At 73.7% G+C, this 26,388-nt stretch carries 22 protein-coding genes and 2 pseudogenes; 12 read left to right on the top strand and 12 right to left on the bottom strand.

From position 1 onward, the window contains the following. Positions 1-131: 131 nt before the first annotated feature. Positions 132-1,613: a peptide MFS transporter gene (locus ACFYZF_RS23585; protein ID WP_387024119.1), complete on the top strand. Its 1,482-nt coding sequence runs from the start codon at positions 132-134 to the stop codon at positions 1,611-1,613. A gap of 16 nt (positions 1,614-1,629) precedes the next feature. Here the strand turns inward: ACFYZF_RS23585 and ACFYZF_RS23580 are convergent, their stop codons facing one another. Then, a complete protein-coding gene (locus tag ACFYZF_RS23580) occupies positions 1,630-2,772 on the bottom strand; it encodes a hypothetical protein (RefSeq protein ID WP_387024117.1) in 1,143 nt (380 codons plus the stop codon). Positions 2,773-2,824: 52 nt separating this feature from the next. Beyond that, positions 2,825-4,174 (bottom strand): MFS transporter, encoded by a 1,350-nt coding sequence (locus tag ACFYZF_RS23575; RefSeq protein ID WP_387024115.1) that lies wholly within the window; start codon positions 4,172-4,174, stop codon positions 2,825-2,827. Between the two features lie 83 nt (positions 4,175-4,257). Between ACFYZF_RS23575 and ACFYZF_RS23570 the strand changes: the two genes are divergently transcribed. The 3 genes from ACFYZF_RS23570 to ACFYZF_RS23560 all read left to right on the top strand — a co-directional run bounded on the left by ACFYZF_RS23570 (position 4,258) and on the right by ACFYZF_RS23560 (position 7,099). Then, positions 4,258-4,899 (top strand): TetR family transcriptional regulator, encoded by a 642-nt coding sequence (locus ACFYZF_RS23570; RefSeq protein WP_387024242.1) that lies wholly within the window; start codon positions 4,258-4,260, stop codon positions 4,897-4,899. A gap of 62 nt (positions 4,900-4,961) precedes the next feature. Further along, entirely contained in the window at positions 4,962-6,278 is a 1,317-nt protein-coding gene (locus ACFYZF_RS23565) for a flavin-containing monooxygenase (protein WP_387024113.1), read from the top strand. Beyond that, complete coding sequence (locus ACFYZF_RS23560; RefSeq protein WP_387024111.1) at positions 6,275-7,099, top strand: SDR family NAD(P)-dependent oxidoreductase; 825 nt, start codon at positions 6,275-6,277, stop codon at positions 7,097-7,099. Before ACFYZF_RS23565 ends, ACFYZF_RS23560 begins: the two co-directional genes overlap by 4 nt. Before the next feature lie 15 nt (positions 7,100-7,114). Here ACFYZF_RS23560 and ACFYZF_RS23555 read toward each other — a convergent pair whose 3' ends face one another. Continuing rightward, positions 7,115-7,765: a LysE family translocator gene (locus ACFYZF_RS23555; protein ID WP_387024109.1), complete on the bottom strand. Its 651-nt coding sequence runs from the start codon at positions 7,763-7,765 to the stop codon at positions 7,115-7,117. Positions 7,766-7,981: 216 nt separating this feature from the next. Here ACFYZF_RS23555 and ACFYZF_RS23550 point away from each other — a divergent pair, with 216 nt between their 5' ends. Both ACFYZF_RS23550 and ACFYZF_RS23545 read left to right on the top strand, forming a co-directional pair. Beyond that, complete coding sequence (locus ACFYZF_RS23550; RefSeq protein ID WP_387024108.1) at positions 7,982-8,557, top strand: GNAT family N-acetyltransferase; 576 nt, start codon at positions 7,982-7,984, stop codon at positions 8,555-8,557. Between the two features lie 72 nt (positions 8,558-8,629). Continuing rightward, entirely contained in the window at positions 8,630-9,097 is a 468-nt protein-coding gene (locus ACFYZF_RS23545; RefSeq protein WP_387024106.1) for a DUF1992 domain-containing protein, read from the top strand. 82 nt (positions 9,098-9,179) lie between these two features. Here ACFYZF_RS23545 and ACFYZF_RS23540 read toward each other — a convergent pair whose 3' ends face one another. Continuing rightward, positions 9,180-10,355 (bottom strand): macrolide family glycosyltransferase, encoded by a 1,176-nt coding sequence (locus ACFYZF_RS23540; RefSeq protein WP_387024104.1) that lies wholly within the window; start codon positions 10,353-10,355, stop codon positions 9,180-9,182. 360 nt (positions 10,356-10,715) lie between these two features. Here ACFYZF_RS23540 and ACFYZF_RS23535 point away from each other — a divergent pair, with 360 nt between their 5' ends. Beyond that, complete coding sequence (locus ACFYZF_RS23535) at positions 10,716-13,061, top strand: glycosyl hydrolase family 18 protein (RefSeq protein WP_387024102.1); 2,346 nt, start codon at positions 10,716-10,718, stop codon at positions 13,059-13,061. 240 nt (positions 13,062-13,301) lie between these two features. Here the strand turns inward: ACFYZF_RS23535 and ACFYZF_RS23530 are convergent. Next, positions 13,302-13,538 (bottom strand): annotated as a pseudogene (locus ACFYZF_RS23530) (FAD-dependent oxidoreductase); the annotation flags it as partial. 167 nt (positions 13,539-13,705) lie between these two features. Continuing rightward, positions 13,706-14,704: a DUF5937 family protein gene (locus tag ACFYZF_RS23525; RefSeq protein ID WP_387024100.1), complete on the bottom strand. Its 999-nt coding sequence runs from the start codon at positions 14,702-14,704 to the stop codon at positions 13,706-13,708. Positions 14,705-14,763: 59 nt separating this feature from the next. On the opposite strand from ACFYZF_RS23525, the gene ACFYZF_RS23520 reads away from it, so the two are divergent. Then, positions 14,764-15,975, top strand: a complete 1,212-nt coding sequence (locus ACFYZF_RS23520; protein ID WP_387024098.1) for an MFS transporter — start codon at positions 14,764-14,766, stop codon at positions 15,973-15,975. 278 nt (positions 15,976-16,253) lie between these two features. Here ACFYZF_RS23520 and ACFYZF_RS23515 read toward each other — a convergent pair. Beyond that, a pseudogene (locus tag ACFYZF_RS23515) lies at positions 16,254-16,803 on the bottom strand (IS5 family transposase); the annotation flags it as partial. A 471-nt stretch (positions 16,804-17,274) separates the two neighbouring features. Beyond that, on the bottom strand, positions 17,275-17,934 hold the full coding sequence (locus ACFYZF_RS23510) for a MarR family transcriptional regulator (RefSeq protein WP_387024096.1): 660 nt from the start codon (positions 17,932-17,934) through the stop codon (positions 17,275-17,277). Positions 17,935-18,133: 199 nt separating this feature from the next. Here ACFYZF_RS23510 and ACFYZF_RS23505 point away from each other — a divergent pair, with 199 nt between their 5' ends. After that, complete coding sequence (locus ACFYZF_RS23505) at positions 18,134-19,339, top strand: cytochrome P450 (protein WP_387024094.1); 1,206 nt, start codon at positions 18,134-18,136, stop codon at positions 19,337-19,339. A 15-nt stretch (positions 19,340-19,354) separates the two neighbouring features. Continuing rightward, positions 19,355-19,549, top strand: a complete 195-nt coding sequence (locus ACFYZF_RS23500) for a ferredoxin (protein ID WP_387024092.1) — start codon at positions 19,355-19,357, stop codon at positions 19,547-19,549. An 80-nt stretch (positions 19,550-19,629) separates the two neighbouring features. On the opposite strand, the gene rox is transcribed toward ACFYZF_RS23500, so the two are convergent. Continuing rightward, positions 19,630-21,057: a rifampin monooxygenase gene (gene rox / locus ACFYZF_RS23495; protein WP_387024090.1), complete on the bottom strand. Its 1,428-nt coding sequence runs from the start codon at positions 21,055-21,057 to the stop codon at positions 19,630-19,632. A 460-nt stretch (positions 21,058-21,517) separates the two neighbouring features. Beyond that, a complete protein-coding gene (locus tag ACFYZF_RS23490) occupies positions 21,518-22,363 on the bottom strand; it encodes a TIGR04222 domain-containing membrane protein (RefSeq protein ID WP_387024089.1) in 846 nt (281 codons plus the stop codon). A gap of 323 nt (positions 22,364-22,686) precedes the next feature. Between ACFYZF_RS23490 and ACFYZF_RS23485 the strand changes: the two genes are divergently transcribed. Beyond that, on the top strand, positions 22,687-23,688 hold the full coding sequence (locus tag ACFYZF_RS23485) for a tyrosine-type recombinase/integrase (protein WP_387024087.1): 1,002 nt from the start codon (positions 22,687-22,689) through the stop codon (positions 23,686-23,688). Between the two features lie 96 nt (positions 23,689-23,784). On the opposite strand, the gene ACFYZF_RS23480 is transcribed toward ACFYZF_RS23485, so the two are convergent. Continuing rightward, positions 23,785-24,198: a hypothetical protein gene (locus tag ACFYZF_RS23480; protein ID WP_387024085.1), complete on the bottom strand. Its 414-nt coding sequence runs from the start codon at positions 24,196-24,198 to the stop codon at positions 23,785-23,787. Here ACFYZF_RS23480 and ACFYZF_RS23475 point away from each other — a divergent pair. Beyond that, on the top strand, positions 24,197-24,658 hold the full coding sequence (locus ACFYZF_RS23475) for an alpha/beta fold hydrolase (protein ID WP_387024083.1): 462 nt from the start codon (positions 24,197-24,199) through the stop codon (positions 24,656-24,658). The two genes, ACFYZF_RS23480 and ACFYZF_RS23475, sit on opposite strands and share 2 nt — an antisense overlap. Positions 24,659-24,669: 11 nt before the next feature. On the opposite strand, the gene ACFYZF_RS23470 is transcribed toward ACFYZF_RS23475, so the two are convergent. After that, positions 24,670-26,376, bottom strand: coding sequence for an acyl-CoA dehydrogenase family protein (locus tag ACFYZF_RS23470; RefSeq protein WP_387024081.1), 1,707 nt, complete (start codon positions 26,374-26,376; stop codon positions 24,670-24,672). Positions 26,377-26,388: the final 12 nt, after the last annotated feature.

Here is a 26,388-nt window from a genome sequence, read left to right as displayed (position 1 = left end):
CGGCCGTCGCCCCGCAAGGGTAGCCGGACAGGACATGCACCCGGCGGGGTCGCCCCGGCCGGGTCGAGTCGGTGGGAGTGTTTCGGCGGTTTACGGGGATGTTATCGAACCCCAGCCGTGCGGAGGTGTCGATGTCCAGTGACGCGCCGGTCGCCCGCCGGTCGCCCGCCGGCCGGACCTTCTTCGGCCACCCCCGCGCCCTGGCCACCCTGTTCCTCACCGAGATGTGGGAGCGGTTCAGCTTCTACGGCATGCGGGCGATCCTGGTGCTGTACCTGACGGCCGCGGTCGCCGACGACGGCGGCGGTCTGCGCCAGTCCACCGCCACCGCCGTGTACGGCGCGTACAACGCGATGGTGTACCTGATGGCGCTGCCCGGCGGGTGGGTCGCCGACCGGCTCCTCGGCGCCCGCCGCAGCGTGCTGTGGGGCGGTGTGACCATCGCCTGCGGCCACTACGTGATGGCGATCCCGGTGGGCTGGAGCGTCTTCGCCGGGATGGCGCTGATCGTCGTCGGCACCGGGCTGCTCAAACCCAACATCTCCACCATGGTCGGCGACCTGTACGACCGGGACTCCCCGCGCCGCGACGCCGGGTTCTCCCTGTTCTACATGGGCATCAACCTGGGTGGCTTCGTCGCCCCGCTGATCACCGGTTTCCTCGGCGAGCGGATCAACTGGCACCTGGGGTTCGCCGTCGCCGCCGTCGGCATGACCTTCGGGGTGATCCAGTACGTGATCGGCGGGCGGCACCTCGGCGACGCCGGCGCCCGGCCCGCCGACCCGCTGCTCGGCGCGGACCGCCGCCGCGCGCTGACCCGCGTCGGGGTGGCCGCCGGCGCGTTGGCGGTGGTTCTGGCAGCCCTGGCCGTCGCCGGGCTGTTCACCGTCGACACCATGGTCAACCTGCTCACCGCCACCACCGTGCTGGTCACCGCCGGGTACTTCACGCGGATCCTCACCGACCGGGAACTGAGCGGCACCGAACGCAGCCGGATGAAGGCGTACGTGTGGCTGTTCGTGTTCGCCGCCTCGTTCTGGCTCATCTACGACCAGGCCGGGTCGGTGCTGAACATCTTCGCCGCCGACCGCACCGACCGGGACGTGTTCGGGTTTACCTTCCCCGCGTCCTGGCTCCAGTCGGTCAACCCGATCCTGATCATCATCGGGGCGCCCCTGTTCGCGTGGCTGTGGCTGCGGCTGGGCCACCGGGTCTCCACCCCGGTGAAGTTCGCCGTCGGCCTGGTGCTCAACGGCCTGTCCTTCGTGCTGATGGCCGCCGCCGCGCAGGCCGCCGTCGGCGGTGACCTGGTCTCCCCGTGGTGGCTGGTGGCGGTCTTCGCCATCCAGGTGGCCGGGGAGTTGTCGCTGAGTCCGGTGGGCCTGTCCGCCACCACGAAACTCGCCCCGGTGAAGTACGCCAGCCAGATGATGGGCCTGTGGTTCCTGGCCACCGCCGTCGGCGACGCCATCGGCGGTCAGGTGGCCCGGCTCGCCGAGGCGTGGCCGGAGCCGACGTACTTCCTCGTCTTCGGCGTGGCGTCGGTGCTACTGGGCCTCGGCGCGGTGATGTTCTCCCGGCACCTGCGCCGGCTGATGGCCGGCATCCACTGAAAGGGCAGGGGGCCCGTCAGCGTGGTGCGGCACCGAGCCGGGCCAGTGCGGCGGCCAGGTCGCTGACCTGATCGACGAGCTGCGCCGAGCGCCGCTGCGCGGCGTCCCGGTCGGCCTCGGCCGCGCCGAGGCGGGCCTCCAGCTCACCGAGGCGACCCTGCGCGGCAGCCGCCGCCTCCCGGGCTGCGGCCAACTGGCCGGCGACGGCGTCGCGGGCCGCGTCGGCCTCGGCCAGCCGCGCCGACAGCGCCGCGGCTTCCTGCCGGGACGCCGTCGCCGCGGCCTGTGCCTGCTCGGCGGCGCGGCGCGCCTCGCCCGCGTCGGCGCGCAGCCGGTCGGTCTCCTCGCGGGCCCGGGTGGCCTCGACGCGCGCCGCCTCGGCTGCCTCGGCGGAACGCCGCGCGTCGGCGCGGGTCCGCTCGGCGTCGGCGTCGGCCTGCCCGGCCCGCCGCCGTGCCTCGTCCGCCGCGTCGGCGGCGCGTCGCGCGTCGGCGGCGGCGGTGTCCCGCTCGGCGGTCAGGTCGGCGGACCGTCGTCGTTCGTCGTCGCGTTCGCCGGTCACCGTACGCAGCTCGTGGCGGGCGGCGTCGCGGTCCCGTTCGGCCTGCACCCGCAGTGCCTGCGCCGCCCCGTTGTCGCGGCGCGCGGAGTCCCGGGCGACCTCGGCGGCGTCGGCCCGCTCCCGGCCCCGGGCGGCGTCGGCCTCGGCCCGTTCGGTCCGCTCGCGGGCGGCGTCGGCCTCGGCCGCGGCCGTGCGGGCCTCCTGACGGGCGCGGGCGGCGCCCGCCGCCGCGTCCTCGGCGTCGCGGCGGGCCTCGTCGCGTTCGGTGTGTGCCTGGGCCAGCTCGGCGGCGGTCTCGGCGCGTAGCTGCGCCAGCTGCCGCTCCACCCCCGCCGGGGACAGCTCGGCGTGCAGCGCCTCGGTGAGGGTCTCCACCACCTGGTCGAGCCGGTCCACGGCCTCCCAGGTGCGGGCGACCTGCCCGGGTAGGCCCGGGGCGTTGCGGTGCCGCATCCGGTTGTTGCGTGAGGCCCGCTGGCAGGCGCCGTCGTTGTCCCGGCAGTAGCGGAACGGCCGGCCCGCGCCGGCGCGCTGCGGCACGTCCCGGCCGCAGTGCGCGCAGGGACGGGTCTCGGTGGGGGAGGGCTGGGCGTCCATCGAGGCGGAAGTCTAGCCACGCCGCCCGCCCTGCGCGGGGGCACCGGGCGGGTCAGCCGGCGGCGCGGGCCGCGCGGTCGAGGGTGTAGCGGCGCTGCGCCAGCACCGCGGCGAGCATCAGGGCGGCCGGCAGTAGCCCGAACCCGTAGCGGATCGCGGTCAGCGCCGCGCCGGGCTGGGCGACCGGCTCGCCGCCGGCCGAGGCGACGAACCCGCCGGCGGCCAGGCACAGCGCGTACGCGTAGGGGCCCAACGCCGCGCCGGTGGCCTCGGTGGCCGTCCACACCCCGGTGTAGGTGCCCGCGCCGGTGGCGCCCGCGGCGCGGATGACGTCGGGCACCATCGCGAACGGCAGTAGCTGCATCCCGGCGAACGACACCCCGAGCACCGCCACCGCCGCGACCAGCGCCGGCAGGCCTGCGGGTCGGCCCACGGCGAGCACCAGCGACCCGGCGGCGAACGCGCCCTGCGCGGCCAGCAGGGCCCGCTGCTTGCCGACCCGCCGGGCCACCGCCAGCCAGCCGGGGGTGACCAGCAGCGCCGGGGCGACGAACGCCGCGACCAGCACGGTGGTCAGCGCGGGACGGCCCAGCTCGTACTCGGCGTAGTAGGGCACCCCGGCGAGCACCAGGTGCGTGGTGGTCGACATCGCCAGGTACGCGGCGACCAGCCAGCGGAACTGCCCGTCACGCAGCGCCGCGACCAGTGCCCGCCACCCGCCCGGGGCGTGGCCGTCGCCCGCCGTCCCGGCGGCCCGGCGCAGCCGGCCGATGCCCGCCACCCCGACCAGCATCGCCGCGAGGGTGCCCACGCCCAGCAGCAGTCCCATCCGCTGGTAGCCGGCCCGCGTCGCGGTGTCCCCGCCGGTCAGCAGTGGCGCCAGCAGTCCGGCGATCAGGATCCCGGCGGTGAGCACCACCATCCGGAACGCCATCAGCCGGGTCCGCTCGTGGTAGCCGATCCGCAGGTCGGCCGGGGTGGCCAGGTAGGGCACCTGGTAGGCGGCGAAGAGCAGGTTCCCGGCGACGAAGCACACCGCCACCCAGCCCGCCGCCGGCGCACCGGTGAGCCCGCCGGGGACGGCGAACAGCGCGGCGAACGCCACCGGCAGCAGGCAGCCGACCAGCAGCAGGGGTCGCCGGTCCCCGCGGCGGGCCTGCTGCACGTCGCAGCGGTGCCCCACCCACGGGTGCAGCAGCACGTCGGCGACCTTCGGCGCCAGCAGCGTCAGGCCGGCCAGCCACGGCGCCACGGCGAGGACGTCGGTGAGGAAGTACAGCAGCAGCAACCCGGGTACGGTGACCCAGACGCCCATGCCGAGCGAGCCGGTGGCGAAGCCGAGCAGCGGCCCGCGCGGCAGGCGGGTGCCCGGCGTGCGGTCGCGGGTGTCGAGCCCGGTCATAGGTCTGCGTCCCTCCGGCGGCACGCCGGCCGCCCCCAATCCAACGGTTGCTGGATTGTAGGGGGACAATGGCGGCCGTGACCATGCCCCGACGGCGACCGGGTCGGCCCCGGCGTTCCGATACCCGCGACACCCGTGAGGTGGTGCTCACCGCCGCCACCGCACTGTTCGCCGCCCGCGGCGTCGACGCCGTCGGGCTACGGGAGGTCGCCGCGGCCGCTGGCGTCGACGTGGCCACGGTCTCCCACCACACGGGTACGAAGGCGCAGCTCTACGACGCCTGCTTCGCCCGGGTGTTCGCCGCCGAGCGGGCGGTGCTGGAGGCCGGGGCGGCGCGCGCCCGCGAAGCCCTCGCCGCCGGGCCGCAGCAGGCACGGCGCGCCCTGCACGACCTGCTCGACGTGTTCGTCGACTTCCTGGAGGACCGGCCGGAGACCACCGCGCTGTGGCTGCGCCGCTGGCTGGAGCCGGACCGGCACGCCGAGTTGGACCAGCGCTACGCCACTCCCCTGTACGACCTGGTGGAGGAGTTGCTGGCCGCCGCCGCGGCCGGCGGGGCCCTGGTCGAGCCGACCCCGCACGTCACGGTGCGCAGCCTGGTGTGGGCGGTGCACGCGCACGTGGTGGCGCTGGCCACCCCCGGAGGGTCACCGGCACAGGAGCGGCGGGAGTTCCGGGCGTTCCTGCGCCGCCTGCTCGACGCCCTGTACCGCCCGCCGGCTTGACGAGCGGGGACCGACCCGCGCATTATCCAGCAGACGTTGGATTAACTGTCGAGGGGGACCACATGGGGGCACCGCCACGGGTCGCGGTCGTCGGCGCCGGCGCCGCCGGCCTGGCCACCCTCAAGGCCCTCGCCGACGCCGGCGTCACCGCCGTGGCCTACGAGTCCGCCGACACCGTCGGCGGCCTGTGGGTGTACGGGGCCCCCGACTCGCCCGCCTACCGCACCCTGCACCTGAACACCAGCAGGACCCGCACCCAGTTCGCCGACCACCCCATGCCGGCGCACTGGCCCGACTACCCCGACCACACCCGGGTCGCCGGCTACCTGCACGACTACGCGCGACGCTTCGGGCTGCTCGACGCCGTCGCACTGCGACACACCGTCACCCACGTCGCCCCCGGCGCCGACGGCCGCTGGACGGTACGGGCCACCGGCCCGCACGGCCCCGTCGAGGTCGACGTGGAGGCGGTCGTCGTCGCCAACGGCCACAACCGGGTGCCCCGCCCACCCGAGCCCGGCTACCCGGGCGACTGCGCCGCCGAACAGCTGCACAGCCACGACTACCGGGGCCCCGAGCAGCTCACCGGCCGGCGGGTCCTGGTCGTCGGCGGCGGCAACTCCGCGATGGACATCGCCGTGGACGCCTCCCACGCCGCCCGGCGCACCCTGCTGTCCCTGCGCCGGGGGGTGTGGGTGGTGCCCAAGTACCTGCTCGGCCGCCCGGCGGACACCCTCAACGGGGCGCTCGCGCGCCGGCTGCCCTGGCGGCTGCGTCAGCGGATCAGCCAGGGCATGCTCGCCGCCACCGTCGGCCCACCGTCCCGTTACGGCCTACCCGCCCCCACCCACGGCTTCCTGCAGGACCACCCCACCCTCTCCGACACCCTGCTGTCCCGGCTCACCCACGGCGCCGTCGAGGCCCGCCCCGGCATCGCCGCGTTCCACGGCGACCGGGTCGAGTTCACCGACGGCCGCGTCGACGAGGTCGACCTCGTCGTGTGGTGCACCGGCTACCGCGTCGCCGTGGACTTCCTCGACCCGGCGCTGCTCGGCGCCGGCCCCGACACCCTCCCGCTGTACCGGCACGTGTTCCACCTCGACGCCCCCGGCCTGGCGTTCGTCGGGCTCATGCAGTCCACCGGAGCCGCGTTCCCCCTGGTCGAGGCGCAGGCCCGGCTCGTCGCCGCGCACCTCGCCGGCCGGTACGCCCTGCCCGACGCGGATCGGCGGCGGGCCGCCTGCCGGGCCGAACTGCGCGCCGCCACCGCCCGGTGGGGGCAGCGCCGACCGGCGATGCGGGTCGACTTCGACGCGTACCTGGCCGACCTGCGCCGGGAACTGGCCGCCGGCGTCCGCCGAGCCCGGACGACGCGATGAGCGCCCTGACCGGCCACCGGGTCGTCATCACCGGCGCCCGGGGCACCTTCGGACGTGAGCTGTGCGCGGCCCTGGCCGCCGTCGATGCCCGCGTCATCGGCCTCGACCTGTACCCCGGCACCACCGCCGGAGTGCCGGTGCTCGGAGTCGACCTGACCGACCCGGACGCCACGACCGCGGCCGTGCGCGCCGCCGTCGCCCGGCTCGGCGGCCTCGACCTGCTGGTCAACAACGCCGGCGTCGGCGGACCCGCCCCCGCCGAACTGGCGCCCGACGACACCGTGCGCCAACAGATCGAGGTGAATCTGCTCGCCGCGTGGCGGACCACCGCCGCCGCCCTGCCCGCCCTCGTCGACGCCCGCGGCCGGGTGATCTTCGTGGCCAGCCGGATGGCGGTCCTGCCGCTACCCCTCGCGGCCGCGTACGGGGTCAGCAAGCGCGCCCTCGTCGCGTACGCCGACGCGCTGCGGCTGGAGGTCGGCACCCACGTCGGGGTCAGCGTCGTCTACCCCAGCATGGTCGCCTCACCCATCCACGACAGCACCTCCCGCGCCGGCCTGTCCCTGCGGGGGGTGTCCCGGCTGGAATCCGTCGAGGGCGTGGTCGCGGCGATCCTGCGCGCCGCCACCGCCCGCCGCGCCCCCCGCGACGTTTCCACCACCGCCCGGGGACGCCTTGAGCTGGCCCTGGCCCGGCACGCGCCCGCGCTCGCCGACCGCCTCGTGCGGCGCACCGTCGCCCGCCGGGTCGCCGCCGGTGACCTCGACGGCGCGCCGCTGGCCGAGGGCCTCGTCCGCCGCCACCGCGACGCCACCGGCTGACCGGCGCGGCGGGCGTCAGAACGTGGCGGCGGCCGCCCGGGACCGGTCCGCCGCGATGCGCACGGCCAGGGCCGCCAGCACCGTTCCCATCAGGTACCGCTGCACCCGCAGCCAGGCCGGGCGGCCGGCCAGGAACGACGCGACCGACCCGGCGCTCAGCACGATCAGCGCGTTCACCGTCAACGCGATGACGATCTGGACGCCGCCCAGCAGCAGGCTCTGCATCGCCACGTGCCCCCGCGCCGGATCCACGAACTGCGGCAGCAGCGACACGTACAGAATCGCGATCTTCGGGTTGAGCAGGTTCGTGACCAGGCCCATCGTGAACAGCCGCCGTGGCCGGTCCGGCGGCAACGGCGCCGGCGCGAACGCCGACCGGCCACCGGGCCGCACCGCCTGCCAGGCCAGCCACAGCAGGTACCCGGCCCCGGCCAGCTTCACCGCCGTGTACAGCGCCGGAACCAGCACGAACACCGTCGCGATGCCGGCGACCGCGGCCGCCAGGTAGACACCGAACCCGACCGCCACCCCGGCCAGCGACACCAGCCCGGCGCGGCGGCCCTGCGTCACCGACCGGGACACCAGGTAGACCATGTTCGGGCCGGGAGTCAGCACCAGCCCCAACGCCACCAGCGCGATCCCCAGCACCGCCGCCGCATCGACCATGACCCGCCCCGCTTCCCCGTTCGAGTTCGCGGTCGAGCCTAGCTGTGCCCGGGGCCCTCCGCGCCGACCAATCGGCAGGCGCTGGCTCCGGCGCGAACCGGTCGTCGCCCAGCGGCAGGCGCAACGCCTGCGGAAGTCGGCTTGCGGCTACCCCCACCGTCCACTCCGGCCCCTCGACGGGCAGCACCGCCCCGCTCGATGGGCCACACTACGGGGATGCCGGTCCTGCTGCGGGCCCCCGCGACCGCCCACCGTGCCGAGCTGGTGCTCCGCCCGTGGTGCGACGCTGACATCGCCGAGCTGATCGAGGTCTACCGCGACCCGGAGCTGCGTCGCTGGGTGCGGCGCCCGGTCAACGACGTCAACGGCGCCCGGCGGTGGGTGACCCGCAGCCGGCAGGGCTGGGCCGCCGGCAGCCGGTTCAGCTTCGCCGTGCTGGAGCCGCGACCCGCCGCCGCGGACCGGCTCGTCGCCACGGTGGTGCTCAAGGAGGTCCTGCCCGGCCGCGAACACGCCGAGGTGGGCTACTGGACGGCGGCCTGGGCGCGTGGGCGCGGCGTCGCCCCCAGGGCGGTGGAGGCGGTCACCGACTGGGCGTTCGCCCGGTTCGCCGCGACCGGGCTGGCCCGGCTGGAACTGCTGCACCAGATCGACAACCTGGCCTCGTGCCGGGTGGCGGAGAAGACCGGCTACCTGTTGCAGGAGGTCCTGCCGGCCCGCACGCCGTTTCCCCGCGACGGGCACCGGCACGTCCGCGGGGCGCCGCCGGCCCCACGCCGCGTCCAGGCCTGACGGGAATGCCCTGCGGCGACGCGACGCTGCCACAGACGGCAGGGGTTTCGGCAGGCGCAGGAGGTGGCGACGGTGACCGACAGGTGGGATGCGGCGGCCGAGGCACAGATCCGCACCGCCCAGGAGCGCGGGGAGTTCGACAACCTGCCCGGCATGGGCAAACCGCTCCCGGGACGGAACACGCCTTACGACGAGTCGTGGTGGATCAAGAGCTTCCTGGAGCGCGAGGCGCTGCCCACCGAGCTGCTGCTCCCCACCCCGCTGCAACTGCGCCGCCGGATCGAGCGGATCCCCGACGAGGTGCGGGACCTGCCCACCGAACAGGCCGTGCGGTCGTACGTGGGGGACCTCAACACACAGGTCCTCGCCTGGCTGCGCAACCCGACCGGGCCGCGGATCGTCGTCCGGCCCGCCAACGCCGACGAGGTGGTCCGGCAGTGGCGCGCCACCCGGGACCGGTCCCGGGCGGAGACCGGCCCCGCACCGCAGCCGCCGCGAAGCCGCCGGGGCTGGTGGCGGCCCTGGGGCCGCCGCGCCTGACCGGGGATGACCCCCGCCCCCGGCCAGGCTCCTCACGGCTGCCGACAGCTACGCTCACCACCCCACTGGCGAGCGCGGCCGGTCAGCCCAGGGCGTCCTCGATGAGGTCGGCGGCTCGCGCGGTGCCACCCTCGGCTCGCGTGCCGGCACGCAGCAGCGCCAGGCGGCGGCTGACCTCCACGTCGGCGACAAGTTCACTCAGCGCGGTCCGCAGCGCCGCCGCGGTGGCGTCCGAGGTGTCGATGCGGCGGGCCACGCCCAGCTCGACGAGCCGGTCGGCGTTGCTGAACTGCTCGGCGGCCTGCGGAACGGCGATCATCGGAACACCGGTGAGCAGCCCCTCACCGCTGCCGCCCATCCCGGCGTGGGTGACGAACGCGTCGGCCTGTGCCAACACCGCCAACTGGGGCACCCAGGAGCACACCTCCACGTTGGGCGGGATGTCGCCGAGTTCCCGAGGGTCGGTGTACTTGCCGATCTGGAGCACGACGTGCCACCCGGGCAGGTTGCCGTAGGCGGCCAGGCACTGGCGGTAGAACTCCGGCTGGCGCGTGTACGCCGAGCCCAGGGAGATCAGGAGCACGTTCTCGGCGTCGGCGGGACGGGTCCAGGCATCCTTGCCCCCGTCCGGGCCGAGACAGCGGCCGACGAACGTCACCACCTCGGAGTCGACCTGGTCGGCGTGCGGTTGCATCGCCCGGGGGACCAGGGCCAGGGCCCGCGCGGGCCGGCCGGAGAAGGCGTCCACGTCCGTGGTGGACGCCCCGCACCGCGCGAGCCACTGCGCGAACTTCGCCCGGTACGCGTCGGCGCCCGGCAGTCGCCACAGGTGTGCCGCGACGTCCTGCTCGTAGCTCTTCCAGGCCACGAAGGTCGGGGACAGCTGGATGACGGGACGGTGCTGCGCCTCGGCGAGGGCACGCGCGGCATAGGCGCCGATGTCGTAGAGGTAGAGGTCCGCAGGGTCGTGGTCGTAGGCGGCGCGCAACTGCGGGAGGGCCTGGATGGCGTCGTCGAGGAAGAGGCCCATCGCGGCGATGGGGTCGTCGGGCCAGTCGTTGTCGACGACGGGCAGCGTGGAGGCGCAGGGGACGAGTTCAGCGCCGGTGGCGGCGATCAGGTCGGCCACCGCCGGGTCGTTGGCGTAGGTCACCCGGTGGCCGCGGGCCACCAGCTCGCGGATGACCTCAAGGCTTGGCAGGACGTGGCTGACGGCGGGGATGCCGACCATCGCGATGTGGGCGCGGCGACGGGACATGGAAGATCACCCATTTCAGGTCTACGGCGAAAGGGACATGGCAAGCCGGTGCGCCAACCGCCGACAGGTGTGCCCTGTTGCGGCGGTGCGCACGGGTGCGCGGGACGGCGGCGGTGCCGCCCCGTCCCGGTCAGCCGTAGATCTGACGAAAACACATGCCCGGACTCTATCCCGGGCGGCGGCTCCGAGTTCGTCGGCTTTCTTGACCGCGACCCTCACGCCGACGCCGGCACGACCACCGTGCCGTTTGCCGCGCATCGTCACGTCACCTCCCCCGGGGCCACGCTCCGCGACGGCGACCTTGACTTATCGATCGTTGCCGATTTAGCTTTTAGGAAACTTTCCTAAAAGGAGGACGCCATGGGCGGTCGTACCGGTCCGCGAAGATCCCCCCGCCTGCCGCTGGCCGTCACGGTCCTGCTGGCCGTGTTCGGCGCCATCGTCGCGCCGTCGACCGCGGCCTATGCGGCCGCCGGTCTCACCGCCAACTTCTCCTCGTCCGACAACGGCTCGTGGCGGATGGACAAGTACGTCATCAGCAACCCGACGACGACCGCGGTCGTCGGGTGGACCCTCGAGTTCGACCTGCCGGCCGGGGTGACCATGGGCAACGCCTACCACGGCACCGTCACCCGGGTCGGCGACCACGTCACGGTCGTCAACGCGCACTACAACGGCACCGTCGCGGCCGGTGGCAGCACCGAGCCGTACAGCTTCTGGTACATCGCGACCGGGACCGCCGCCACGCCGACGAACTGCCGGGTCAACGGCAACAAGTGCGACGGCAGCCCCGACCGGGCACCGGGCACGCCGACCGGCCTCACGGTCAGCGGGCGGACCACCAAGACCATGTCGCTGACCTGGACCGCCGCCACCGCCACCGACTTCCCGATCGCGGGGTACGACGTGCTGCGCGGCGGGACCGTCGTCGCGTCGGTCGCCGGCACCGCGGCGACCGTCGGCGGGCTGACGCCGAACACCTCGTACACCTTCGCCGTCGTGGCCAAGGACACCCGCGGCAACACCTCGCCGGCGAGCGCCACCGCGTCGGCCACCACACTCAACCCGGCCGACGACACCGCCGCCCCGCCGGCGCCCGGTGGCCTGCGCAGCACCGCCGTGACCGCCAACAGCGTCACGCTCGCGTGGAACACCGTCAACGACGCCAGCGGCATCGCCGGGTACGACGTCTACCGGGGCACCCAGCTCGCCGCCACGGTCAACGGCACGGGCACCAGCGTCACCGTCAGCGGACTCACCGCACTGACCGCGTACACCTTCACCGTCCGCGCCCGCGACACCTACGACAACGCCTCGCCCGCCAGCGCGCCGGTCACCGTCACCACCGGCGACGTGATGGGCGCCGGCCGGTACGCCAAGGTCGGCTACTTCGTCCAATGGGGAATCTACGGCCGGCAGTACTTCGTGAAGAACCTCGACACGTCCGGCGCCGCGGCGAAGCTGACCCACATCAACTACTCCTTCGCCAACCTCGACCCGGTGAACCTGACCTGCCTGCAAGGCGTCACCCGGGGCACCACCCAGAACCCGCAGGACCCCGACCAGGGCACCGGCGCGGGCGACGCCGACGCCGACTACGGCCGACCGTTCAGCGCGGCGCAGTCGGTGGACGGCGTGGCCGACACCGGCTGGGAGAAGCTGCGCGGCAACTTCAACCAGCTCAAGAAGCTCAAGGCCAAGCACCCGCACCTGAAGATCCTGATCTCGCTCGGCGGCTGGACGTACTCCAAGTTCTTCTCCGACGCCGCGGCGACCCCCGCGAGCCGGGAGAAGCTGGTCCGCTCGTGCCTGGACATCTACCTGCGGGGTAACCTGCCGGTGGCCGGCAACTCCGGCGGGCCGGGCACCGCGGCCGGCATCTTCGACGGCATCGACCTCGACTGGGAGTGGCCCGGCGCCGAAGGGCACCCCGGCAACCACTGGGGGCCGCAGGACAAGGCCAACAACACGGCGCTGCTCGCCGAGTTCCGCCGGCAGATGGACGGACTCGGCGCGACCACCGGCAAGCAGTACCTGCTGACCGCGTTCACCCCGGCCGATCCGGCGAAGATCGACGCGGGGTGGGACATCAGCCGCGCCGACGGCACACCGAGCGTCTTCGACTACCTCGACTTCGCCAACGTGCAGGGGTACGACTTCCACGGCGCCGGCAGTGACAACTCGTGGGAGCCGAACCGCACCGGACAACAGGGCAACCTGTACCGCGACGCGCAGGACCCGTACCCGTTCGAGTTCAGCGTCGAACGCGCCGTGCGCACGTACACCGACGCCGGGGTCAACCCGCGCCAACTCACCGTGGGCTTCGCCTTCTACGGCCGGGGCTGGCAGGGGGTCGCCGCCGGGACCCTGCCGGGCGGCGGCTCGGCCAACGGGGAGTGGCAGACCGCCACCGGGGCGGCACCAGGCCAGTTCGCCGAGGAGGCGGGCACCCGCGGGTACGCCAACCTGCTCGCGATGGTGCCCGGCTGCACCGTCCACCACGACACCCAGTCGGTCTCGTCGTACTGCTTCACCGGCAACGGCGGGCAGTGGTGGACCTTCGACGACCCGTGGTCGATCGGCCAGAAGACCACCTGGGCCAAGCAGCAGAACCTGCTGGGCGGCATGATCTGGGAGATGTCCGGCGACACCACCGCCGGCACCCTGATGTCCGCGGTGGACACCGGCCTGCCGTCACCGCGCTGACACCGACCCGGGGGCGGCGGGGCCACCGCGCCGCCGCCCCCGGCCTCACCCGTCAGTCGTCGAGGCATCGGATGGAGCACCGTCGGGTCGGCGGCGTCGAACGCCGTGGCGAGCAGGCCGCCGCCCGGTCCCGCCCGGCGTGCGGCCCGAGCGCGCCGAGCATCACGTCGGTCGCGGCCCGGACGTGCGTCCCACCGCGGCGTGGACGTCGACGCCGCCCTTCGAGCCACAGTTTCGCGCTCAGCTGACGGCAGCGCCGAACCACCTGGGCAGGTGGCTGAGCAGATCCTGCTGGTCGTCACCGACCCACGCCACGTGGCCGTCCGGCCGCAGCAGCACGGCGGGCACATCCAGTTCCTCGCTGACGTCGACGACGTGGTCGACCCGATCCGCCCAACCCGCCACCGAGAGCCGACCGGTCTGGTCGAGCAACAGCCCTCGGCCGCCGCGCATCAGCTCGTAGAGGCGCCCCCGCCGCGGACGGATCCGATCGACCAGCTGTACCGGCAGGACGGCGACCGCCGGCCCGAGGGCACCGTGTCGGACACCGGCTCGTACTCCGACGTGCTGTTCGGGCTGCTGCCCTACGTCTCGGTGACGCCCTGCCGCCACCGGGGTGTCAGCCTTGGGCGGCCCGGTGGCGTTCAGCTGTCCGCCAGGGCCGCGCCCAGCGGTGTGTGCTGGTAGCGGACGGCCCGGCCGGCGCGGGTGCGGGTGACCAGGCCGGCATCGCGCAGCACCGCCAGATGGCTGCCGACGGTGCCCAGGCTCAGGCCGAGCTGGGCGACGAGCTGCGTCGTCGTTGCCGGCACGTCCAGCGCGCGCAGCACGTCCGCGCGGCGCGGGCCGACCAGCCGGCTCAGGGCGTCACCGCCCGGTGCACGCGCCACAGGGCCGAGCAGGTCCGCGATGCCCCGGGCGGGATAGACCAGGGCGTAGGGCCATGGCGGCTCGACGTAGCTGATCAGAGTGCCGAACACCGTCGGCATCAGCAGCAGGCCCTTGCCGGCCAGCCGGTGCCGGTCCCACCCGGTGGGCGAGCCCGTGCGCACCTCGATGGTCCCGGCCTGCCCCTCGGAGCGCCAGCTCACCCGCGAGTCGAGATCGGACAGCGCTGCCGCCCAGCCGTACATCGCCAGGTAACCGGCGCGGCGGACCAGGTCACGCTCCAGCACCGCCCGCAGCCGCGGCCAGTCCGGCTCGACCAGCGCGTGCCAGCTCGCCTCGACCGCATCGGCGAGCCGGCTGACCACATCCGGCGCGTCGAGGATGCGCTGCACGTAGCGGGGCAGCGTCCGCAGTCCCGCCAGGTTGCGGGCCAGTTCCAGGCGTGCACGGCGCAGCGGCGTGGCGCGCACGGCGGCCAACTCGGCGGCGAAGTCGCCACCGGAGCCCGCCGGCGGCGGATGGATGAAGTCGGCGTTGTAGCCGCCGCGGCGGAACAGCGCCGTCAGCGCCCCGACTGTGGGCACCTGCCGGCGCAGCTGCTCGTACCGGGGCGCGATGCGCTCGGCCCACGGCCGGAGCGGGCCGGCGGCCTGCACGCCGGCTGCGACGCGCAGCGCCTGCATCGCCTCGCCCAGCGGCGAGATCGCGTAGCGGGTACGCGCCAGGTCGACGGGTCCCACCTCGATGGCAAGCATGTTTTGCCTCCACGCGAAAGGATAGTCACCGTGGCCGGGCTGCCGTGATGCTGTCGGCCATGACCGCCACGCCCGTCGCGCCACGTTCGGCCACCTACCGCGAGGTGTTCGCTGTGGGCCAGTTCCGCGTGCTGTTCGGGAGCTACACGCTCTTCCTGATCGGCGAGACGGTGCGGATGCTCGCGCTGTCCGTGACCGTCTACGCGGCAACCGGGTCGTCGCTGATGTCGGCGCTGGCGTATGCGTCAGGCTTTCTGCCCTATGCCCTGGGCGGCACGCTGCTGCTGGCTTTCGCCGACCGCTGGCCCCCGCGCACCGTCATGATCGGCTACGAGGTGCTGCGTGCCGCGGTCAGCGCCGTGCTCGCCGCCGGTCTACTGCCGGTACCGGCCATGCTGGCGCTCGTGTTTGTCACGGGTCTACCCAGCGCCGTCGCCTCCGCCTCACGCACCGCCCTTCTGCCCGACCTGCTGGACGGCGACCGCTACGTGCTCGGCCGCGCCGTGTTCTCCATGGCGGCCGGCGGCACGCAGGTGCTCGGCTTCGCTGCCGGCGGCCTGCTGATCGCCGCTGTCGGCGCGCCAGGCGCGCTCTGGATCACCGCCGCGACCTGCCTGGCCTCGGCAGGCCTGCTGCGACTGCGCCTGGCCGACCACCCACCCCGCCGCACCGGCGGTTCGGCCGGTATCAGCGAGACCTGGCAGGTGAACCGGGCGCTGCTGCGCCGGCCTGCGGTCCGGTCGCTGTTGTTGGCGCAGTGGTTGGCACCGGCGCTGATGGTCGGCGCCGAGGGCGTGCTGGTCCCGTACGCCGCGCAGGTCGGCGCGCCTGACGCGGCCGGTCTGCTGTTCGCAGCGGTCGCCGCGGGGATGTTCGCCGGCAACCTGATCGTCGGCCGTCTGGTGCGCCCGGCGGGCCGGGAGCGGCTGGCCGGCCCCCTCGCGCTTGCGCTCGGGTTGCCGCTGCTGGGGTTCGCGCTGCGCCCCGCACCGGGATACGCCGCCGTCCTGATGGCAGTGTCCGGTTTCGGCGTCGCCTACCAGCTCGCACTGGCCCGCAGGTTTCTCGACGCGGTGCCCGACACGCAGCGCGGTCAGGCGTTCGGCCTGCTGCTGACCGGAACGATGACGCTGCAGGGCCTGGCCGCCGCAGCCGGAGGCGCGCTGGGTGAAGTCGCGGCCCCGGGGCTGGTCGTCACACTGGCCGGCGTGGCCTCGGCCATCGCCGCCCTGATGTCCTGGCGAACGCTGTCGCCCACACGGCGACCCTGACCACGGCCCACGTGCCGAATGGAGTCGACGGACGCGCACCGCCTCCCGCCTACCCTGATTACTGAATTATCGGTAACTCCAATCCACTAATCAGGGTGGGCAAATCGGGCAAAAGGTTGGCGCATCATAATGACAGTTATGTGCGGGGCGGGGTGGGCCGTGTGCTCGGGGTCGGAAGCTCGGCAGGTCTGATGCCGGATCAGTGAATCTGATGCGAATATGACGGTGGCCCTGGGCTGGCGCCGGGAGCGTCGGGTTGAATGATGTGGTGATCACGATGCGTACGCCTTGTCACCGGTGAGCGAGTCCGGACGCTGGCGGGGCCGTCCGACACCGCCGGGTCGGGGGACCCGGACCTGCTCCAGCAGGGGGACCAGTTGGCGGGTGTCCGCTGCCTGACCAGGGGTGATCAGGGTGGCCAGGGAACGGCCACGCCCGTCGGCCAGGGTGTGGATCTTCGTGGTGAGACCACCCCTCGATCGGCCGATGGCTTGTGCTGCCCGCGACTCCTCGCGGGTCAGCCCTTTTACGGGCATCGGCGGCGTGCTGGTGGGTCCGCACGATGGTGGCGTCGACCCGGGCGTTCCAGTCGATGTCGTCATCGAGTTCGGCCAGGGCGATGACGTGGGCCTTCAACCGGGCCCAGGTGCCGTCGGCGGCCCACCGGGCGAACCGCCCGTGGGCGGTCTTCCATGGCCCGTACCGTTCGGGCAGGTCCCGCCACGGCGAACCCGTGCGCTTGACCCAGCAGATCGCGTTGACGACCTGCCGGTGATCCCGCCACCGGCCACCCCGCACGGGCTGTGCCGGCAACAACGGTGCCAACACAGCCCACTCATGGTCCGCAAGACAGAACCTAGTCGCACAGCAAGAAGGTCCACCAGCGCTCCTGGCCTGAGGCCAGGAGCGTGAGTGCTTCCGTTGGACCTCACGAGACCGTCGCTGGCGACCGCCACGTCGCGCGGCATTCATCCGTAAACTGCCGCATGGCGTCCAGAGTCGTGCTGCGTCCACGCTTGTGGGGCACACTCTCCCGCCGCTGCCCCGCACTCTGGACGCGGCATCGGGAACGTGTCGAGGACGGCGCGGTTGAGGGCGTTAGATGCGCCGCCGTACGACGTGAAACCGACGATCGTGTGGACCGGACCGTCGAGCACCCCGATCGGCACGTAGACGCCCGCACAGAACATCGACGGGAAGAAGGGGACTGCCCCTACCGCGAGGACCAGGACGCGCCCCTGGGCGTGTGCGTCAGTGACGATCAGCAGGAACCGCGCCAGCTGGTTCGTCTGAGACCCATCACGCCAGGAGGGCGCGCCAGCGGTCGGCCGACTCCATCTCGTCCAGGCTGACCCGCTCCAGGAACGCCCCTGCCCTGGCCAGCCGCTGCCCCACGGGACTGTCGGGCCCGGACGTCTTCGCTGCGGCCATCGCGGCCTGTGCCGCCTCGAGCGTCTGCCGCGCGCTGATCATGACGGAGTGGTACCAGGCCTCGTCGTCGATCACGTAGACGTCGCGGCGCCGCTGCGGATCGCGCTCACGCCGGACGTACCCCTGCTGGACCAGGTAGTTCACGGCCACGGAGACGGAGGCTGGGCTGACCCGTAGCCTGCGGGTCAGCCCAGCCGCGGTGCGTCTGCCGTCCTCGGACAGCAACAGCTCGACGTGCACGCGCGCTGTCATCCTCGGTAGCCCCGTCCGGACCGCCAGCTCGATGATTTCCTCTCCCGCCGTGCCACCCGGTGGTCCGGCCACGCGCGGAGGTGCGGGTGTGCCGCGCCGCGCCCGCTGGGCCGTCACCCGGTGCGCCTGCTGGGGCTGGTAGCCGCCGGGGCCGCCGTTGCGTCCGACCTCCCGGCTGATCGTCGAGGTCGGCCGGTCGAGCCGTCTCGCGATCTCGGCGTAGGAGAGCCCGCCGGCGAGTCCGGCCGCGATGTGCTGGCGGTCCTGCTGGGTCAACCGTCCTCCTGGCATGCCGCCAGTATTGCCTTCGCCGTCATTCATTGCAACGCGTCATTGCATTTGAGCCCAGCGTCATTGCATCAATTTTCCGCCATACACCTGGGAGAACGCTTTTCGAGCGATTGACATTCATTCTGAATGCAACGTAGCTTTCGAGTATTGCCTAACACGTACTATCGCGAGATGAGGATTGGTCATGGGTGAATCCCTGCACGCCCTCACGACGATGCCGACGGCGCGTCAGCCCGGCTGCCCCTTCGACCCGCCGGCAGAGCTGGTCGATGCCCGCCGGCACGGCCCCATCAGCGGCTACACCTTCCCCGGCGGACAACCCGGCTGGCTGATCACCGGATATGACCTGGTCAGGTCGGTCCTGGCCGACTCGCGGTTCAGCTCACGCAAGGAGCTCATGCTCCACCCGACCATCGACTACGGAGACATCGAGGTCCCCCCGGCGCCGCCCGGCGAGTTCCTCCTCATGGACGAGCCCCAGCACAGCCGCTATCGAAAACCGCTGATGGGCAAGTTCACCGTACGGCGGATGCGACTGCTCACCGAGCGCGTCGCGCAGATCACCGCTGACCACCTGGATGCCATGGAGGAGGCCGGGCCGCCGGCGGACCTGGTGACCGCGTTCGCCAAGCCCATCCCCGCCATCATGATCTGTGAGCTGCTGGGTGTGCCGTACCAGGACCGGAAGTCCTTCCAGGAGCAGGTCGACTCGTTCATGAACGGGGAGACAAGCGACGAGGACCTGATAGCGGCCTACACCGCGACCCAGGACTATCTCGCGGAACTGGTGGCTACCAAACGCGCGAACCCCACCGACGACGTGCTCAGCGACCTCACCGACAGCGATCTGACCGATGAGGAGCTGAAGGGGATCGCCCTGATCCTGCTGGCGGCCGGGCTCGACACCACCGCGAACATGCTGGCCCTTGGCACCTTCGCGCTGCTGCGCAACCCGGAGCAGCTGGCCGCGCTGCGCGCCGATCCCGCGCTCGCCGACCGGGCCGTGGAGGAGTTGCTGCGGTACCTCAGTGTCGCCAAGACGTTCATGAGGACGGCGCTAAAGGATGTCGAGGTGGGCGGCCAGACCATCAAGGCCGGCTCGCCGGTGATCCTGTCGTACCACACCGCCAACCGCGACCCCGAGCGCTTCACCGATCCCCACGTGCTCGACCTCCACAGGCAGGACGGCGGGCACCTGGCCTTCGGCCACGGCATCCACCAGTGCCTGGGTCAGCAGCTGGCCCGCGTCGAGATGCGGGTCGCGTTCCCCGCGCTGGTCAGCCGCTTCCCCACGCTCCGCTTGGCCGTACCGCCTGAAGGGGTTTCCCTGCGCCCGGAGACCGCGGACATCTACGGGGTGAAGAGCCTCCCCGTCACCTGGGATGCGTGACCAATGAGGATCACTGTGGACGCCGAGCGCTGCGTCGGCTCCGGGATGTGCGTGTTGACGGTCGGCGAGGTGTTCGACCAGCGTCAGGACGATGGCAAGGCGATCGTGCTGCGACCCGAGCCGCCCGCTGAAACGCGGGACTCGGTTCGCGAGGCCGTCGACCTGTGCCCTGCCGCGGCGATCGTCCTGACGACCGACCGCCGGCTCTAGGGTGAGTTCAGGGAGCTTTCACCGGACCGTGCCGGCCTCGGCTGGAGATAGATCCCGCACTTCGAGCCACCACCGCGCGCTCAGCTGACGGCAGCGCCGAACCACCTGGGCAGGTGGCTGAGCAGATCCTGCTGGTCGTCACCGACCCACGCCACGTGGCCGTCCGGCCGCAGCAGCACGGCGGGCACGTCCAGTTCCTCGCTGACGTCGACGACGTGGTCGACCCGATCCGCCCAACCCGCCACCGAGAGCCGACCGGTCTGGTCGAGCAACAGCCCTCGGCCGCCGCGCATCAGCTCGTAGAGGCGCCCCCGCTTCAGCCCCACGTCCCGCAGCCGCCGGCCGAGCAGTTCATGCCCCTCGCCGAAGTCGTAGCGGACCCCGATCGCGGTGATCTTCTCGGTCAGGTACCGGTTCACGTCCTCGAATTCCATCAGTTCCGTCATCAGCCGGCGCACTGCCTGGGGGCCCGGCTCAAGGGACATCAGCACGGTCTGTGCGCGGGTGTTGTCCAGCACGTCGGCAGCCACCGGGCGCCGTTCGGTGTGGTAGCTGTCCAGCAGCCCCTCCGGTGCCCAGCCGTCGACCTCGGCGGCCAGTTTCCAGCCCAGGTTGAACGCGTCCTGGATGCCGAGGTTGAGCCCCTGCCCGCCCAACGGCGGGTGGACGTGCGCCGCGTCGCCGGCCAGCAGCACCCGGCCGACCCGGTAGCGCTCGGCAAGCCGGGTGGCGTCGCCGAAGCGGGAGAGCCAGCGCGGTGAGTGCACGCCGAAGTCGGTGCCGGCGTGGACCCGCAGCTGTTGCTTGAACTCCTCAAGGGTCGGTGGGACCGTACGGTCCTCGGCCACCCCCTCGGCGGGCACGACGACGCGGTACGCCCCGTCGGCGAGGGGCCCGGCGCCGAACCGAAGTTGCGTCTTGCGGACCTCCGCCATCACGGCGGCCACCGTCTCCGGCGGAGCGGTCACCTCCATCTCGCCCAGCAGCGTGTCGACCCTGGTGGGCTCGCCGGGGAAGCCGACGCCGAGCAGCTTGCGCACCGTGCTCCGGCCGCCGTCGCAGCCGACGAGGTAACGCGAGCGCAGCCGCGTGCCGTCGGCCAGCTCGACGGTCACCCCGTGGTCGTCCTGGCTCAGCCCGACCAGTTCACAGCCGCGCCGGACCTCGACGCCGACCTCGATGGCGTGTTCGGCCAGCAGTCGGTCGGTGGTGGTCTGGGGTATGCCGAGGACGTACGGATGTGCGGTGTCCAACCGGCCCGGCGACGGCTTGGGGATACCCGCGAAGAAACCACCGGCCGGGTACTGCTGGCCGAGCGCGAGGAACCGCTCCAGCAGACCGCGCTGGTCCATCACCTCGATGCTGCGCGCGTGCAGACCGAGCGCGCGGACATACCTGGCCGGCTCCGTCTCCTTCTCCAGCACGAGCGCGTGCACGCCGTGCAGCCGCAACTCGCCGGCCAGCATCAAGCCGGTCGGCCCACCGCCGGCAACGATCACGTCAATCATGAGAGCCCCATTCAACAAGGTGGCATTACGGCCAGCTGCCCCGCGCAGTTCGTCGGCCGGCGCATCCGCGCCTCCGCGCCGGGTGCCCGCGCCGCGAGTCCCACCGGCGGTTCGACCTCCCGCGAGACCCGCACGTCGACGAAAACACACGTATGCCGCAGAGCACTGATTTCCGCAGGTTCTGGCTTCGGCTGGAGATTCTGCGGCACGACCCGGGTCTTGCCGCAAGGCCCCCAGTGCGCTATATATTGAGAGTGGCAAGGAGTGGTTGACCTCCTTGCTTTTACTTTTTGTCGTCCGCTGTGAACGGACACTCTCCTCCCGAAGCGGCGACACGCCGCGTACGGCGACGCCGCCGCCAGCCGAACACATCTGCTGCTCATCCGGCACCCGCCCCCGGGCCTCGATATCCAGGTCGGCGCCGGTGGGTGAACCAGAGGACGTCTTGGGGTCTGATCGGCTACCGGTTGTCGGGGACGTCGCGCCGCTCGTGCCGCGCGGCCTGCCTCGGCGTCGGCGGTCGGGGCCGGTCGTCGTGCACCCCGACCAGGTCGGCGAAGCGCGGGTCGACGGCGAGCAGCGGGCGCGCCCCGAACAGCGCCATCGCCGTCAGCAGTTCGTCGGTGCCGCGTTCACTCCACGCCGGCCGCCGCTGCGGGTCCAGGTCGGCGTGCGTACGCCGGGCCTGGCGCAGCAGCCGGCGGGCGGCGGCCCCGATCTCCGGCACCTCGCACAACCACCACCCGCCGAGCAGGGTCACCCCGCAACCCAGTAGCAGACCGACGACGGAGGCGGGGCCACCGGCGTCGCGGGACTGCGCGGCGCTCTCCACCAGCCGCAGGATCCCGACGGCGGCGACGGCGAACAGCGGCACCGCGCCGAGAGCGATGCGCCGGCGCTGCCATCGGGTCAGCAGCCACCCGTCGCGCAGGAGGCCGGCGACCAGCCGGCGCAGCGACCGGTTGACCCCGGGGTCGGCGAGGACAGCCGCCCAGGTCTGCGGTCGTCGCAGCGCGGCGTGCACCGCGCGGACCAGGGGCGTCGACCGCGCCGGGGGCGGGGCGACGGCGACCATGGTGGCCAGCTCCGCGGGCCGCAACGCGCCCGCGCGGCGCAGGGTGGCCACGGCGAGCTGGCAGGCCAGCGCCGCCCGGTCAGTCAGGTAGGCCAGCTCGATCAGCCCCGGCTCGCCGCCGATGGTGCGGCGACCGGTCAGCCCGCGCACCGTCAGCGCGACAGCCAGCGCGGCGACGGCCGCCACCGCGTAGTCCAGCAGGAAATGTGGACCGTCGACACCCCAGAGCATGTGATCAAGTATGGCGAGCGGAGCCGGTGACCGTCTGCCCCGTCTTCCCGCCGGGGCTGGTCGTACCGTCGAAACTCATCCGTCCCGTGTCATCTCCCGGTTGGCGACTTGCGCGGAAGCCGTGCGGCGGGCGGCCGGTGAGTCCCTGGACGACGTCGGTGGTGCGGTCCTCAGCCCCCTCGGCGATGGCACGGTCCATGCCGGCCAGCATCGCGGCGAACTCCGGCGGCGTCTGCGCCGTGAGGTGATCTCGGGGCCGGGGCGGGAAACCGGCCGGGCGCGCCTCACCGCCGATCCGACCGAGGGCTGAGAGTCTTTCTCGCATGTCGCGTCCCGAGTTTCCGGTGCCCTCGCGTGGTGCGGCCCGCCCGGCCCTGCGCGGGGCCGGGCCGGGTGACTTCACCGAGGCGTGGCTGCGTAACCGGCGGCTGTCCGAGCACACCCGCGACGCGTACCGGCGGGACGTGGCCGGCTGGTTGGCCTGGTGCGCCGTGCGCGAGCTGGACCCGCTGCGGGCGAACTTTCTTGACGTCAACGCCTACGGCCGGGAGTTGGAGAGCGACCCGGCGGCGCGCACCGGCCGGCCGCTGACGCCGGCCACGGTGGCCCGCAAACTGTCGGCCCTGTCCAGCTGGTACGACTTCCTGGTCAAGCTGCGCGCCGTCGAGGCGAACCCGGTCTCCGGCGCCGACCGGCCCCGCATCGACCGGGACCACTCGGCGACGGTGGGTCTCACCCCCGAGGAGGTGGACGCGCTGCTGGCCGCCGCGGAGGCCGAGGCCGGCCCGACCGCAGCGCGTAACCGGGCCGCCGTGGCGCTGCTGGCCGACCTGGGGCTGCGGGTGGGGGAGCTGGTCTCGCTGGACTTGGCCGACCTGGGCGCGGAGCGGGGACACCGCAGCGTCCGGTTCGTCGGCAAGGGCGGCAAGCCGCGCCGGCGGGCGCTGACCCCGTCGACCACGTACGCGGTCGACGCCTATCTGGCCGAGCGGGCGGCGGAGGCCCGGGTGACGGTGCCCGAGTTGACCGGGCCACTGCTGGTGACAGCGACCGGTGGCCGGCTGGACCGGCACTCGGTGTTCCGCCTGGTCCGCCGGTTGGCCCGGACGGCCGGCATCCCGGCGTGGGCGAAACTGTCCCCGCACTCGCTGCGGCACGCGTTCGCCACCACCGCCCGCGCCGAGGGAGTGCCTCTGGAGGACGTGCAGGACGCCATGGGACACGCCGACCCGCGCACCACCCGCCGCTACGACCGGGACCGGCACAACCTCGACCGCGACCCGGCGTACGTGATCTGGGCGGCTCGGGCCCGGCGCCGGGGCTGAAACCCGCTGCGGAGTGGTTTTCGCTCCACGACGGTGCCTTGCCGGCATGCCCCGCCGTCTGGCCTCAAGCTGGTGGTTCACCCGCGTGCTCGGCTCTCAGCCCTCGCCGGGGCGGCCCAGCGCCGCATCGAGGTCGGCGAGGTGGCCGGCCACGGGGCCGAGGGTGAGCACCCCGCTGCCCGCGCCCGCCAGCTCACCGGCGGCGGGCAGTAACTCGGCATGGACGCGTCGCATGGTGGCCTGGTCGCCCAGGGCCAGCGCCGCGCGGCCGGCGAGGCAGAGCCTGGCCTCCCACAGCAGGTCGTGGGGCGAGTCGGGCAGGGCGCGCAGCGCGGCGGCAGCTTCGTCGCGGTGGCCGGCGGACAGCAGGAGCAGGGGGCGCACCCAGGGCTCGTACGGGCCCCAGTCCCAGTCGTCCCACCCGTGGTCGGGCGGCACGGGCGACAGGTCCGCGACGCCCGTGCCGGGGTGCCGCGCCAGGCGCAGCGACAGCAGGGCCAGGGGAAGCATGCCCCGCTCCATGCCGGGCATGCCGCTGCCGGCGAGGAGCGACAAGCCCGCCGATGCCGACGGCACCCGTTACGCCAAGCGGACCATGGCCGCCGACGTGGTGGCCCTGGCCCGCGCGCTCGGCCACGAGCGGTTCGCCCTGGCCGGGCACGACCGGGGCGCCCTGGTCGCGGTCCGCGCGGGCCTGGACCACCCCCGCGCGGTCACCTCGATCGTCGCCGACTACCGGGCGTCGGCCGGCATCGACGTCACCGACGACACGGCCGACCGGGCGGCCGGCAACCGGCTGGCCATGCCGGTTACCGTGCTCCAGCAGGACTGGGGCACAGCCCTCGGCTACGACGCGGCCGGCCTGTGGGGGGCTGACCTGGAGCACCGCACCGTGACATCTGGGCACTTCATGGCCGAGGAGGCGCCCGCCGAGGTGGTCGCGGCGCTTCGGGCGCTGCTGGCCCGCTAGCCCGACAGCGCTCAGCAGAGCAGGTCGAGGTGCTGGTGGGCGTCGCCGGAGATGTCCTCGTGGCGCAGCCGCCGCCGGGCCCAGAGCCGGGCGGCCACCTCGGCCTGCTCGTCGCCCCACGCGGCGTGCTCGACGAGCAGGGCGCAGGCCAGCGCCGCCGCCAGGCGCAACGCCAGCCCGCGCGCGCCGGCGACCACGTCGGCGGCCCCCGGGTCGGCGGTGACGTCGGTCAGGGCGGTGGTCAGCTCCCCGGTGACCGAGGCGAGGGTGTCGGCCAGGGCGGGGGAGAGCGGCCGGGCCAGGTCCACGGCGGCGGACAGCCTGCGCAGCAGGGGCGCGCCCGCGTCCTCCCGGGTGACCGCGCGCAGCACGTCCAGGGCGAGCACGTTGGTGGTGCCCTCCCAGATCGGCAGGACCTGCGCGTCGCGCAGCAGCCGGGGCACGCCGGTGTCCTCGACGTACCCGGCGCCGCCGAAGCACTCCACGTACTCGCTGGCGGAGCTGACGGCGAGCCGGCCGGTGGCGAGCTTGGCCAGCGGGGCCACCACCCGCAGCTCGGCGGCGGCGTCCGGGTCGGCGCCCACCTCCACCCGGCCGAGCAGCGCGAACGCGTGCCCGGCCAGGGCGAACGCGGCGGCGGCGTCGACGGCGAGGGCGCCGAGGGTGGCCCGGTGCAGCGGGTTGTCGGCCAGCCGCCCGCCCGCGACGGTACGGGCGTCGGCGTACGCGCGGGCGTAGGCCAGGCCGCGACGCATCCCGCCGGCCGCGGCGGAGGCGTTGTGCACCCGGGTCACCACCACCAGGGTCATCGCCCGGACCAGGCCGGCCACGGCCGGGTCGCCCAGCGGCAGCGCGTACGCGTCGCGCAGCCCGATCTCGGCCGTCGGCAGCGCCCAGGTGCCCAGCTTGTCCTTGAGCCGGTGCACGGTGACCCCGGGCGCCGGCGAGTCGGCGGCGGCGCTGGCCCCGGCCAGCGGCGAGTCGGCGGCGTAGCGGGGCACCAGGAACGGGGCGAGGACCCGGCTGCCCCGTCCGGCGCCTTCGGGCCGGGCCAGGGCCACCGCCATCGGGGCGTCGGCGGCGGAGCAGAACCACTTCTCCCCGGTCAGCCGCCACGACCCGTCGGCGGCGGGCCGGCCGGTGGTGGTGGAGCGGGACAGGTCGGAGCCGCCCTGCGACTCGGTCATCCACTGCCCGCTGACGATCGCCGTGTCCGGGTCGGTGGAGGTGAGCCGGGGCAGCCACGCGTCGCGGACGTCCGCGTCGACCTCGGGGAGGCTGAGCAGCGCCGCCGCGCCGTCGGCCATCGCCACCGGGCAGGAGAAGGTGGCCGACTCCGGCCCGTACAGGTGCAGCAGGGCGTGCTGGACGACGCGGGTGGCGGCGCCCCACGTGCCGCGCGCCGACTCCAGGTAGGGCAGGGCGACCACGGCGTGCCGGGCGGCGGCGGCGCGCTGGGCCTGCCAGCCGGCGGAGGTGTCGACGCGGTCGACGCGGGCGCCCCACGGGTCGTAACGGACCAGGGTCGGCGGGTGGGCCTCGGCGTCGGCGTGCGCGGCGCGCAGCGGCCCGGTCACGTCGGCGGCCAGGTCGGTCAGCGGGCCCTGCGCGGCGTCGTGTCCGTCCGCGCCGAGCTGCCGGCTCAGCCAGGACCGCAGCAGGCGGTCCCCGGTGTACGGGTCCTCGGGGGTGGACACCGGCTGCACGTAACGGGTCATCGTCTCGCCTCC

The sequence above is a fragment of the Micromonospora sp. NPDC001898 genome (genome assembly GCF_042891255.1).
Lineage (GTDB): Bacteria > Actinomycetota > Actinomycetes > Mycobacteriales > Micromonosporaceae > Micromonospora.
This window is presented reverse-complemented; position numbering and strand designations above follow the sequence as displayed.

Excerpts from the sequence above, each read along its gene's own strand:
- ACFYZF_RS23585 (WP_387024119.1), top strand. The coding sequence starts at position 132 with ATGTCCAGTGACGCGCCGGTCGCCCGCCGGTCGCCCGCCGGCCGGACC.
- ACFYZF_RS23580 (WP_387024117.1), bottom strand. The coding sequence starts at position 2,772 with ATGGACGCCCAGCCCTCCCCCACCGAGACCCGTCCCTGCGCGCACTGC.
- ACFYZF_RS23575 (WP_387024115.1), bottom strand. The coding sequence starts at position 4,174 with ATGACCGGGCTCGACACCCGCGACCGCACGCCGGGCACCCGCCTGCCG.
- ACFYZF_RS23570 (WP_387024242.1), top strand. The coding sequence starts at position 4,258 with ATGCCCCGACGGCGACCGGGTCGGCCCCGGCGTTCCGATACCCGCGAC.
- ACFYZF_RS23565 (WP_387024113.1), top strand. The coding sequence starts at position 4,962 with ATGGGGGCACCGCCACGGGTCGCGGTCGTCGGCGCCGGCGCCGCCGGC.
- ACFYZF_RS23560 (WP_387024111.1), top strand. The coding sequence starts at position 6,275 with ATGAGCGCCCTGACCGGCCACCGGGTCGTCATCACCGGCGCCCGGGGC.
- ACFYZF_RS23555 (WP_387024109.1), bottom strand. The coding sequence starts at position 7,765 with ATGGTCGATGCGGCGGCGGTGCTGGGGATCGCGCTGGTGGCGTTGGGG.
- ACFYZF_RS23550 (WP_387024108.1), top strand. The coding sequence starts at position 7,982 with ATGCCGGTCCTGCTGCGGGCCCCCGCGACCGCCCACCGTGCCGAGCTG.
- ACFYZF_RS23540 (WP_387024104.1), bottom strand. The coding sequence starts at position 10,355 with ATGTCCCGTCGCCGCGCCCACATCGCGATGGTCGGCATCCCCGCCGTC.
- ACFYZF_RS23535 (WP_387024102.1), top strand. The coding sequence starts at position 10,716 with ATGGGCGGTCGTACCGGTCCGCGAAGATCCCCCCGCCTGCCGCTGGCC.
- ACFYZF_RS23525 (WP_387024100.1), bottom strand. The coding sequence starts at position 14,704 with ATGCTTGCCATCGAGGTGGGACCCGTCGACCTGGCGCGTACCCGCTAC.
- ACFYZF_RS23520 (WP_387024098.1), top strand. The coding sequence starts at position 14,764 with ATGACCGCCACGCCCGTCGCGCCACGTTCGGCCACCTACCGCGAGGTG.
- ACFYZF_RS23505 (WP_387024094.1), top strand. The coding sequence starts at position 18,134 with ATGGGTGAATCCCTGCACGCCCTCACGACGATGCCGACGGCGCGTCAG.
- rox (WP_387024090.1), bottom strand. The coding sequence starts at position 21,057 with ATGATTGACGTGATCGTTGCCGGCGGTGGGCCGACCGGCTTGATGCTG.
- ACFYZF_RS23490 (WP_387024089.1), bottom strand. The coding sequence starts at position 22,363 with ATGCTCTGGGGTGTCGACGGTCCACATTTCCTGCTGGACTACGCGGTG.
- ACFYZF_RS23485 (WP_387024087.1), top strand. The coding sequence starts at position 22,687 with ATGTCGCGTCCCGAGTTTCCGGTGCCCTCGCGTGGTGCGGCCCGCCCG.
- ACFYZF_RS23475 (WP_387024083.1), top strand. The coding sequence starts at position 24,197 with ATGCCCCGCTCCATGCCGGGCATGCCGCTGCCGGCGAGGAGCGACAAG.
- ACFYZF_RS23480 (WP_387024085.1), bottom strand. The coding sequence starts at position 24,198 with ATGCTTCCCCTGGCCCTGCTGTCGCTGCGCCTGGCGCGGCACCCCGGC.
- ACFYZF_RS23470 (WP_387024081.1), bottom strand. The coding sequence starts at position 26,376 with ATGACCCGTTACGTGCAGCCGGTGTCCACCCCCGAGGACCCGTACACC.